At 53.6% G+C, this 10,057-nt stretch carries 12 protein-coding genes; all 12 read right to left on the reverse strand.

Translation table 11 applies throughout. The features are described from left to right. Window positions 1-140: 140 nt before the first annotated feature. Complete coding sequence (locus tag PPL9_RS26645; protein WP_057465563.1) at window positions 141-680, reverse strand: hypothetical protein; 540 nt, start codon at window positions 678-680, stop codon at window positions 141-143. After that, window positions 677-1,177: a phage virion morphogenesis protein gene (locus PPL9_RS26650; protein ID WP_057465564.1), complete on the reverse strand. Its 501-nt coding sequence runs from the start codon at window positions 1,175-1,177 to the stop codon at window positions 677-679. The genes PPL9_RS26645 and PPL9_RS26650 overlap by 4 nt, the downstream gene beginning before the upstream one ends. Further along, window positions 1,174-1,593, reverse strand: a complete 420-nt coding sequence (locus PPL9_RS26655) for a phage protein Gp36 family protein (RefSeq protein ID WP_057465565.1) — start codon at window positions 1,591-1,593, stop codon at window positions 1,174-1,176. The genes PPL9_RS26650 and PPL9_RS26655 overlap by 4 nt, the downstream gene beginning before the upstream one ends. A gap of 94 nt (window positions 1,594-1,687) precedes the next feature. Then, entirely contained in the window at window positions 1,688-2,092 is a 405-nt protein-coding gene (locus PPL9_RS26660) for a hypothetical protein (RefSeq protein WP_057465566.1), read from the reverse strand. 15 nt (window positions 2,093-2,107) lie between these two features. Next, on the reverse strand, window positions 2,108-3,007 hold the full coding sequence (locus PPL9_RS26665) for a Mu-like prophage major head subunit gpT family protein (protein ID WP_057465567.1): 900 nt from the start codon (window positions 3,005-3,007) through the stop codon (window positions 2,108-2,110). A gap of 59 nt (window positions 3,008-3,066) precedes the next feature. After that, window positions 3,067-3,474 carry a hypothetical protein gene (locus PPL9_RS26670; RefSeq protein ID WP_057465568.1) on the reverse strand — a complete coding sequence of 136 codons (408 nt, stop codon included), beginning with the start codon at window positions 3,472-3,474 and terminating at the stop codon, window positions 3,067-3,069. 27 nt (window positions 3,475-3,501) lie between these two features. Next, window positions 3,502-4,500: a phage protease gene (locus tag PPL9_RS26675; RefSeq protein WP_057465569.1), complete on the reverse strand. Its 999-nt coding sequence runs from the start codon at window positions 4,498-4,500 to the stop codon at window positions 3,502-3,504. 352 nt (window positions 4,501-4,852) lie between these two features. Next, the gene (locus tag PPL9_RS26680) at window positions 4,853-6,037 is read right to left on the reverse strand and encodes a phage minor head protein (protein ID WP_161831467.1); all 1,185 of its coding nucleotides are present in this window, start codon (window positions 6,035-6,037) and stop codon (window positions 4,853-4,855) included. Between the two features lie 2 nt (window positions 6,038-6,039). Continuing rightward, a complete protein-coding gene (locus PPL9_RS26685) occupies window positions 6,040-7,575 on the reverse strand; it encodes a DUF935 domain-containing protein (protein ID WP_057465571.1) in 1,536 nt (511 codons plus the stop codon). Then, complete coding sequence (locus PPL9_RS26690; protein WP_152986841.1) at window positions 7,575-9,266, reverse strand: hypothetical protein; 1,692 nt, start codon at window positions 9,264-9,266, stop codon at window positions 7,575-7,577. Before PPL9_RS26690 ends, PPL9_RS26685 begins: the two co-directional genes overlap by 1 nt. Then, the gene (locus PPL9_RS26695; RefSeq protein ID WP_057465572.1) at window positions 9,263-9,838 is read right to left on the reverse strand and encodes a DUF3486 family protein; all 576 of its coding nucleotides are present in this window, start codon (window positions 9,836-9,838) and stop codon (window positions 9,263-9,265) included. Before PPL9_RS26695 ends, PPL9_RS26690 begins: the two co-directional genes overlap by 4 nt. A gap of 3 nt (window positions 9,839-9,841) precedes the next feature. Then, the coding region (locus tag PPL9_RS32570) for a hypothetical protein (protein ID WP_057465573.1) at window positions 9,842-10,057 on the reverse strand (216 nt) is incomplete at its 5' end.

The following is a 10,057-nucleotide window of genomic DNA, read 5'->3' on the forward strand; positions in this document are numbered from 1 at the left end:
GACCGGCGCTGATTTAAACCCGCTGCCATCTTCAACAACGACCTTGCCGCCCTTATAAGAAGCAACCTTCGCCTTTCGCACGAAGTTGCCGGATCGGCGCTCCAGTTCAGCAAGGCGGGTTTTAAGGTTTAAAAGGTCTATCATGGCGCAGACCTCCCCAGTGCAGCTGACCGGCTGGCCGCATTGCCAAGCGCCATGCCTTCAGCGTCAAACAAGATGAAACTTTGCCGCCATTCAATCAGCCACAAAGCAGAGCCCAAGCGGTCAATGGACGGTGAATAAAGATTGCGGGCAGAGATCCCGGCCGGCCTTTGCGCTTTCACCAGCTCAAAGCGGTTGTCAGTGATCAGCTGAACAAACTCATGAACCGTGTCCACGATCACTTCAGCCTGCTTATCCCGGTGCCCGTAAGGTGCGACCAGAAACACGCCCAAACCAAGCTCATGGACGGCTGTGCCATCTGCCTGTTGCTTCACGGAGGCCAAACGACCAATGCCGACAAAGGCACCACCTAAATTGGTGACGGACTTAGAACCAAGTAGCTTTTCGCTGACGATCCCAGGAGGAGCTTTCACCATGGCATGTTCATGCAAAATGCCGCTCTGCCTGATCTTGCGAATGATGGCGTTTTGAACGTCGCTATAGGCCGTTGCCTTGGTCCACGGGTTTTTCTCACTCATGTCAGCAGCCCTTCCATGAAGTGAACCATCGTGTCTTCATGCTCACGCACATCCTCACTGGACAGTCCCAGATAAGGCCGCGCAGGGATGGTGATTTGAGAAGCAGCAACCGCTGCCCCGCCCATCATGAAAAACAATCGTGCCCCGTTCTTCGGCTTGATGGTGCCGCCAAACTGATGAATGGCCGCATAGACCACTGGGGAGCCCCAGCTCACATCATCAGAGCCCGAAACATGATCAATGCTGGTGACCAGATCGCCTTCACTGTGCAGCAACCCTTGAGAGCCGCCCCGAGTAGCGCCATAGCCTTTGGAGTGTTCTTTCCAGGCTGATCCATCAGGGGCTTTTTGATCCTGAGTAATGCGGCGCTGTGTCTGGCTCACGCCTAAAGCGCCGTGCACATCCAGAACATCAGCAAGGTTCACGGAACTGATCTGATCGGCAACCAGTGTGGCCTTGCCCAGGTCTTCTTCCAGCACGAACTCAACGCCGCTCATGAGAAGATCCTTTCAGGCGTAACGAAGGTCACGCCCACATTGGAGGCGCTGCCCGCACCGGATGTGCTCGCCTGCATGGGCAAAGTGACGTCCCCTTTGGCAATAGATTTGAGGAAATCCAATGTTCGTTTGTAACGACCGCCTATTTCTTGATCATTGGTCTGCGGGGTATCTGCCAGAATGTGCGTTGCAATCACCAGGCAGTGTTGACGCAGAACCGGCACGGCCAGTGGATCTGTTATCGGTGTTGAGTGTCGTCCACCCAGCCAGCCATCCATTTCAGCAGAAGCGTCTTCCAGGGCACGCGCAACAGCGGCTTCATCCGCCTGTCCATCGTGGTCATAGTCCGCAACAAATCCCCGATGCGGATTGCGGTCCAGCCAGTCTTGTACGCTTGCATATGCCATGGTGGTCATAACTCATCTGATTGGAAAAGGTGGGGACTGCCCGTAAAGCAGCCCCCAGTTGGATGCAGACACTTGCCCCGCGCCTGCACCGGGAGGCGAGGTTTTAAGCCTCTAATAGCGCCTGCAGGTCTGCCTTCATGACATCACTCAAACCGTCAACGGCAGCTTCAATGTCATCACTGTCTGGCTTCCAGCCCAGCACCTCTTCCAAAACAGTCACACGCGGTGTGCCAGCTTTGGTGAAGGCGTCCTTGCCGCCCGGAAGGGAGAACATGGCAAGTTGAATCGCCTTGATGCGGGCCTCTGTCGCTTCTGGTCGCTCTGAAGTATCTTCAAGAGGCGCTTCAATCTCTTTCACCAAAAGCTCATGATCAGCTTGAATGAGCTTCAGCTCATCCTCATCAATGTCCTGAGGGCAGACCAGAACCTTCGGTTTGCCCTGGACGAATTCCTGACCACCGCGCCAATGAGTGCGGCTGGTCGTGACCTGAATACAAACGGGTTTCATGGTGCAGTTCTCCCGTTAGTCCAGCCAGGGCGAAACAAACAGCTCGGCAGTGCCCTGCCAGATGTTGTCTTCACCGCCCGCCAGCTTCTCTTTCTTCAAAAGCGCCAGCGCCTTTGCTTCATTGGAAGGACCAACAACCAAAAGGTTCGGCATGATGCCAAGCGGCACATCCTCATCGGTTTTGTGGGAGGTCAGGGCTTTGCGGGCTGCTTGATAATTATCTGCTGTCAGTTCAGCCTTGGAAGCAAATGCCAGTTGCCAGAAGGAAAAGCCCACATTGCCGCGTGCATCCGCCCCATAAAGATACTGTTTCTTCATGAAGGCCCGCTCAGACGTGCTTGCGTCATCTTGCGCAACCAGCTCAGGCTTTTGTCGCATCTGGAAGATGATCGGCAGGATCGCCTGCTTTGTATCCAGCAAGAACCACGGCGCTTTTTCGCCGGCCTGATAGTTGGAGACCGTCCGCTGATTGCCCTTTTCCTTTGACCCAACCGGATGATCGGTGTCGAAGTAGTTCTGGCCGTCATAGCACTTCTCGCTAAATCCAAGCGGTAATGCACTCCAGACCAGATTGTTCTGCCATTGCCCAGCAGCACGGCCCTGCGCCTTAAAGCGCGGCGTGTACATGCCAAGCTTGTCGTCTTCGATGTCGTTCTTCTTGACTGAGACAGTGGCTTCAAAATCTTTGTTCTTGATCTTGTAACTATCGCCAGACAGTTCCTTGATCAGACGATCACCAACCCACTCACGCATGGCAGGCCATTCCTTGAGCCAGCCATATTCGTTCTCTGAAGTGGTACTAGGCACTTCAGTAGCGATCTTTTTCCAGTCTTCAGGAGCCTCGCCCAGGCCCGCCTGAAAAGCTGCACTGAAACCAACACCAAGTGCGCTCAGAACTGCACCATTAATTTCCATAAATATCTCCCTCGGCTCAAAACCTGAGCCTTATGCTCTCAATCCACGGATGGAGCGCTCTAGATGAATTCGACCCAGACCCCGGCCCCTGTCAGGTCGCGAGCCATGCCAGCTTGTGAGCGGGCATTGCCTTTGTGCGAACTTGAGACTGCTTCATCATCGACGATGTAACAGGGCTTATTGAGATGCTCGCGTGTCACAGGATCGGCGCTGTCATTTCCAAGAAAATGGAGGTCTTTGCCGCGCACCACAGGAACGTTCAGGGCTCCATCCGCACCATCGCGGTTGTCGATGGTCTCCTGAGCGATCCCTGCAACTGTGAGGTTAGCGGCTTCATGACCAGGCTGAGCAAAGCCAGCAGCACCCAGAACGCACAGACCACCCCGGCGCATATACACATCACCCTTTGCCGGGTGAGCAAACTGATCCCCAGTCCGGCTGCTGGCTTTTCGAGAGTGTTGAACCATAATTAGTGACCCCTTATCTTTGTCGCCTTAGCCGCGCTGTTTCGCGAATTCTTCGTCCGTAAGCCCGAGTTGCTTGGCAACGGATTTTTCATCCTGACTAAGAGCAGCTTTCCCCTTATTGGGGTCAGTCTCATCCAGCCCGGAAGGTTTGGTCACGCTCGCAGGCGCTCCGCCAGCAATGAGCTTGTTGAAGCTCTCCAGATCATCCTGAGAATTGCAGCTCTTGAGATAGAACTCTTTTGAGCCAGGAGCGATCTTGCCCGCCTCAACAGCTGAGTTGACGGCCTTCTCAACATCGACCTTGAACGCTTCCTGAGTTGCGTTTTCAGCCTTTTCAGCGCGATCTTTCATCAGATTGAAGGTATCAACCGGCACATACTTTTTCGGATCTGGCGTCTGCGCTGAGTTTTGCACCTTGGTCACAGCGCTCTGCATCCCTTCAACCGCGCCCAAAATGGACGTGTCAGAAGCCTCATCTGCAAGGCCAAGCTTTTGACAAAGCGCCTTGCGCTGCTCATCTTTCATGGCAACGGTTCCTTCAGTCTTACTGTCAGTTTCTTTAGGTGGGGACGGATGAGCGCTGTTGAGCGCTGTCATCTTCAAATTGGGCTTGTGAGTGAGTGCGGCAGATGCCAGACCCAGAACACGTCTGGAGGAATGAGAGTGCCAAAGGACTGGAGAGATAAACCGGAACTCGCGGTTGCTGATGCGTGTGGCTGCAGGCGGCGTCCATTCGACCCGTCCCCAGATGGCACCACCGCGCACCTCCAGCTCCTTAATCCAGCCAGCAGCAGGAACACCTTCTACATTTTCCTTCTCCGTTGCATGCTCATAGTCAATGACAAGATCCAGTTCACTCCTGACAAAGAACGCCACCACATCCTCTGGGCCGTCATTGACAAACGGACGCCCGTCACGGCCAACAAACTGGCCTGCAGGTACCAGTTCAATCCAGGATGGAACGGCAGCATTGCCGTCCAGTTGGATCTCATGGGAGGTAGAGGTGAGGTGTGGGTTTTTGTTCATGCCCTTACCTTGGCGCAGGCAGGCACAAAAAAAGCCGGTGACACATGTCACCAGCTTGCAAATTGGGCGATTTAACGCCCCTTTGTCTTATCTCACCCAACCCATCAGGTCAAAATCAATTTCGAATGGTCTTCGAACGCCGTCGAACGCACTTGGAATTCGCTCATACACGATGTTACCTCAAACCCCTTAAAAGCGCTCTACGGCCTTCTGAGGCGTTTTAGTGTTTACCGCAGGCCCTGCTTGTCAAACTCAGGCACCACGCCTATACTTAGTGTGCTGGCTGAGGCAAATGGATCGGTGCCCTCGAATGGCATGTGAGGAGAGTCCGCCCTCACCAAACAGCCAGCACTCATCCTCCCCATTCTCCGTACTGTTCAAAAGCTTTTTGGAAGCGTCTGTGGTCAGACTGAAAGAACGTTGAGACATACATAAAACCATCCTTCGATTTCTTCAGCGCAACAACGTACATTTTATCCTTTTCTGAAAGCCAGAAACTCAGTCCCTGCGATCCACCACGTTCAATAGGCACGCCATCCTCCAGCACTTGCTGCACAAGCGTAAACTTGTCTGGCTCAATGCTGCGATGCTTGCCAACCTTGGTTGCGATGGTATCGCTGGAGACGGCCACCAATGGCGTTTTAGCATCCAACCTTGAAGCAAGGCCAGGAACATAAGCCACCGGCAGATGCACCCGCTCATTCATCTTGGAATAGCTTTGCGGCGCTTTTGAACGCCACAGCTCATCAATCACCTGCCTGGGCAGAGCATCGCTGTGCTTGCCCGCATTCTCCATTTTCAGATTCAGATTGTCGATCTGGGTCCGGGCGCGGTTCTTTCCCGGATTACCTTGCCAGCCCGGATCTATGCCCTCAGGGATTTTAAGGGTCTCCCCAGTGCGCGGGTTGGTCCATTCCTTCAGTTCAATTTCAGGCGGATCTGACACACCGCCATTTCTATCAGCTTCAACCTTTGAGATCTGCCTGACCCAGCACTTGCAGCGCCAGCCATTGGGCGTAAACCACACATCCCAGAACGGATCATCTATCGGTAATGTGACCCCGGCTTGCGCCTGATGATCTGGTCTGTGCTTTTGTGACGGTCCCAGAGAATAGACAAAGTAAGGCAGCGCCGCTTTGGTGCGCTGTGCTCGCTCCCACAAGCCAGCCGCTCTGGCTGACCTGGTATTGGCCCAGTAGATGGTCTTTAACCGGCGCGGACTGCCAAATTGAGCTTTCACCATCTTGCCGGTTTTAGGGTCGAGCATATCAACCTTGCCCCACCACCCCAGCTTTTCAAGACGCGGCTGCAGATCCTTTGCCCAGGCATCAAACGGAATGCCGCCTCTCTCGGCACGCTTGACCTCCTCAAACAATGTGGTGAGCACGTCCAGCTTGGTGGCTTTGGCAACAGTAAAGCCAAAGGCATGTTCTCGCGGCGAAACCTCCGTCCAGTGGAAGGATGGCTTTAAGCCCTTCTTATCCAGAAACCCTGTGACCTCAGGAGAAGGCTTGGTATCAAACTTGAACCCGGCCACCATTACCCCCGATCATCGCCAAAAGCCGCCGCTTTCGACGTGGCATCAGTGATCTTCTGTGCAAGGGGCCCATCATCCATCTGGGCAGCAAGACCACTTAGCCCCTCCAGAAACTCATCATAGGAACCAGCCGAATTAGCAAGCTTGCGAACCGGATCAAGCAGGCCAGACATTTGCGGTTGCCAATCAGCAAGCTCATCCTGCCCAACATCATCAAATGGGTCAGCTGCAGCTTGTGGTCCAGTATCTTGCTGCCTGTTGGGAGCCTTGACCCGGTCTTGTTGTGAAGTTTGCTGAACACCCAGCACATCCGCACCCTTATCTGGATCACCAAACCCAAGGCGTCCGCGCACCTCAGACACCTGAACTTTAAGCCCCAAGGGCACCAGTTTATTTAAAACGTTTGCCATGCGTTCCAGGTCTTCCGCTTCCACCACCTCAATGCGGATGGTTGGGTAAGCTGGTTGCTGGCCGTAATTGAAGATTACAAACGGACGGACCACATCCCGGTTCAGCGTGGTGGCAATCTGGCGGCCATCACTGATCTGGATATCTTCGCGCACATCATTATGTACGATTGCCTGCCCCAGAGACGATCCGTCATCCGTGGTCATGGTCTGCCCTAAAACGCCCTTGGAGACCTGCTTATCCAGATACACAAGCAAACGTTCAAACAGGCTGTCACCGCCCCGGCTTGAGTTTTGAATAAACTCAATATCCATTTCTTTGGGAATGATCCCGGCAGCATCATTGGCAATGCCAATCACCGCCTGCAAAAGCTTGGCCTTATCCTCATCCGAGGCGGACTTATCAAATTTGCCCACACGCAGGGGCATACCAAAGATTTCGTTGTAAGCAGCCCAGCCACGCAGAGCAAAACTCTTGAGCAGATAAGACCAGCTTGCCACCCGTGCCAATCCTGTGCGCACTTGCAAGCCGGATTTCAGCTTAGGCAGATGGGTGATGAATTTCCCCGGCACCAGATCCTCACCGTCAACCGAGCCCTCCCGTTTCATCTGCAATGTTTTACGGCGGATTGGGTGGAACCTGAACAGCCTTGGATCACGCCAGATAAACTCTCGCGGCATCCATTCAGCAGACGTGGTGTCCCAGAGCATTTCAATGGCTGAACTGCCTTTGCCCAAAGCGTCCAGCGCATCATCAAGCATGTCGATAAACTCAGGTTGTTCCACCATCCGGCGAACAGCTTCAGCAATCTGCTGATCTTTGGGATCATCACTTGCTGCCTTGACCTGCATACTGAGGGAGGAGACAGCACGCTTGCGACTTGAGAGCACAGCTGAGTAATGGAGATCCTGTTCTTCCATCACCTCCGCCAGCTTGTAAAACTCATCAGGCTGACCAGCTTCAGCAGACTGCAAGATGCTCTTCAGTCGTGGTGGTGTAAGCTCGGAGGTGAACATACCACCAAACTTGTTGGAGATGGTGCGGATCATTGCAGTGCTCTCACTGCTGAGATCCTTCTCCTTAATCTTCATGGGCTTGCCATGAAGGTCAAAAATGACAGGCTTTGCCATCACCACAACCCTTTCAGTTTACCAAAGACCGACCCGCGAGAGAACGTGGTTGCACCTTGAATATCGTCGTCTTTGGGAGCTTGCATTGTGGTGCGGGCAAGTGTGCTCGCACTCATGTAATCGTATTCCGCAATGTCTTGCTGGCTCACCCAAAAACCCAGAGCAGAGGCAATGGCGTAATCACCGTGCCGGTTGTTGCCATCGCTTCCCTTGAACCGAAAATCCTGAGGCACCTTGATGATGCCATTCACAAAGGAAAGCGCCTGATGGTCTTTCACGATGTCATCGTGCTTTGGCAGGATCAGGGATTTGTTTGAGCCAAATGCTTCAATGTAAGCAGGCATGTTCTCACGGTACCAGCTTTCAGAAAAGTGCACCTCGCGGATGGAGGCTCCAAATTTCTGGACCGCCTTTTCCGCCAGATAAGCCCCGTTGCCCGTGGAATCAAATGCCCCGCCAGAAAACCGGGGCAAACGGGTGATGATGAATTCCATCACCTCGCGTTGCTCATCAAAGGGCACATTGCGCATTTCAACGGCCAGCCTCGTTCTGCGCACAAGACTGGTTTCAATCGACTTCACATCAATGGCAGATGCATCCCCTTTGCGGGCAAAATCCTGCCCGTAAACATGCAGCAGGTTTTTAGGAAGCTGTTTGAGAACAGGTTCAAGCTTTCGCTTCAGGAACTTATCAAGGTGATCCTGACGCTTGCTATCAGGCAGATCCCTGAAGTCATCCTCTACCTGCCAGCGAATATAGGGAATGTCTGCTTCCATGCAGGCTTCGATCTGGACACGGGAGAGTGCCTGACCTTCGCTTTCAGCCGGGATCGCGTCCAGTTCCTGTTGCATGGCCGCTTTGCGCGAGCCATAGGCTGAACGGATCTTGTCTTCCCACTTTTGCTCCGCTTCCTGCGACCACACTTTGCCTTTGATCAGGCAAACCCGTTTGAACAGGCCGTTTTTGACAGCACTGGCAAACGGAATGTGATGAATGGACCAGGTTGGTTTGCCCTTAGTCGCGTCTGTTCGCGCCTCCCGGATCAGCTCATTGAACGCATTGAGAACGCCGTCATGAGTGGAGATGATGCGGATCTTGCCGCCCCAGATCAGGAGCGCGTTGACCGCGTCAATAACATTACGCACGTCCTTATGAAACGCCGCCTCATCAATCACCACAATGCCCTGCAGGCCACGAATGTTTTCAGGTCGAGAGGACAGTGCTTCTACCCGGTAGCCAGACGCAAACCGGGCCACGTAAGAGGATATCTTGCGGGTGTTGCCATCCGCATCAATGTCTTCAAAAAAACTCTCTTCAATGCCCACCATTTCCTTCTGGACGGTTTTTGCAAAGTGTCCCACATAGCCAATGAACTCACGGCCTTTGTCTTTGGTATCACCAATGTAAAAAACGTTATCACCGCCAGCTTCACGTTTACTGGCAGCAATCAGGGTATCATCCAAAGCCTCGGCAAAAGTGATGCCTGTACGCCTGCCTTTTTCGGCAAGCTTCAAGTCACTGCGATCCTCCAGCCATTCCTTTTGGTGCAGCATCAAGATGCCATCGGCAAACGGATCAAGGTCATCCGGGATCTCAGCCCCACGTGTGAAGTCTGGACTTGCCTCATTGGGATCTCGGGTAAGGATCGGCGTTCCTGCCACCCGATCTGGATCGCTCTGCGCACTCATCATTTGCGCAATCCTAAGAACTCACGGCGCAACTTGGCGACCTGATCAGAATTCAAACCAGCAACCTGAGCAGTCTTCTCCAGCGCCTCATCGGTCTTCTTCTCGAACTCGGTTTCGATCTCTTTACGTCGCCGTGTCGAAATTGCCTGAGCTTGAACAGAAGAGCGCAACGCACTTGCCAGATCCATCGCACCTTTGGGCGAAAGGCCAGCCTCTCCAGCACTGGTCAGGATCTCAAACACCAGCGTTTTAATGGCCTGACTTGCCATGACCGTCACATCATCAACCGCGCTGGCATTCATTTGACCGGCCAGCGACTTTGCAATGGACTGGCTTTCTTTCAAACGCCGTTGCATGGTCGCAAGCTTTACGGCATGGCGACCAAACGCGCTTTTGCTGATTGGCTGAATCGTCGGATCAATAGCAATCAGCTTGCCATTAAACTCTTCAAGAATTTCCTGCTGTGTTTTGTCCCGATTAGAAAGTTGCTCCGCCGCCCAATCTACAAGATTAGAAGCCTCTGGCGGCAGCAGATCCAATGAGGACAGCCGCCCACGCCCTTTGCGCTTACTCATCTCTTACACCTCAGGGCTTGGGCGCTTGATGCCTTCCAGGCGGGCTCTGCGCTCCACATGATCACGGCCCGCGTTTGTCAGCGTTGCCACCAGAACACTGCCTGCTTGAGTGATCTTTACCGCCTGTACATTGCGTTCCATCCAGCGCAGCTGATTATGGATGTAATCGCGGCTTTCCGTGTGGCCGTAGCCCTCCAGCAGTGTCTGCAGGATTGACGA

It is taken from the genome of Pseudovibrio sp. POLY-S9, from assembly GCF_001431305.1.
Taxonomy (GTDB): Bacteria; Pseudomonadota; Alphaproteobacteria; order Rhizobiales; family Stappiaceae; genus Pseudovibrio.

Bases quoted from the DNA above. Each gene is read 5' to 3' on its own strand.
- PPL9_RS26695 (WP_057465572.1), bottom strand. From the start codon at position 9,838: ATGAGTAAGCGCAAAGGGCGTGGGCGGCTGTCCTCATTGGATCTGCTG.
- PPL9_RS26655 (WP_057465565.1), bottom strand. From the start codon at position 1,593: ATGACCACCATGGCATATGCAAGCGTACAAGACTGGCTGGACCGCAAT.
- PPL9_RS26650 (WP_057465564.1), bottom strand. From the start codon at position 1,177: ATGAGCGGCGTTGAGTTCGTGCTGGAAGAAGACCTGGGCAAGGCCACA.
- PPL9_RS26685 (WP_057465571.1), bottom strand. From the start codon at position 7,575: ATGGCAAAGCCTGTCATTTTTGACCTTCATGGCAAGCCCATGAAGATT.
- PPL9_RS26660 (WP_057465566.1), bottom strand. From the start codon at position 2,092: ATGAAACCCGTTTGTATTCAGGTCACGACCAGCCGCACTCATTGGCGC.
- PPL9_RS26645 (WP_057465563.1), bottom strand. From the start codon at position 680: ATGAGTGAGAAAAACCCGTGGACCAAGGCAACGGCCTATAGCGACGTT.
- PPL9_RS26675 (WP_057465569.1), bottom strand. From the start codon at position 4,500: ATGAACAAAAACCCACACCTCACCTCTACCTCCCATGAGATCCAACTG.
- PPL9_RS26665 (WP_057465567.1), bottom strand. From the start codon at position 3,007: ATGGAAATTAATGGTGCAGTTCTGAGCGCACTTGGTGTTGGTTTCAGT.
- PPL9_RS26690 (WP_152986841.1), bottom strand. From the start codon at position 9,266: ATGATGAGTGCGCAGAGCGATCCAGATCGGGTGGCAGGAACGCCGATC.
- PPL9_RS26670 (WP_057465568.1), bottom strand. From the start codon at position 3,474: ATGGTTCAACACTCTCGAAAAGCCAGCAGCCGGACTGGGGATCAGTTT.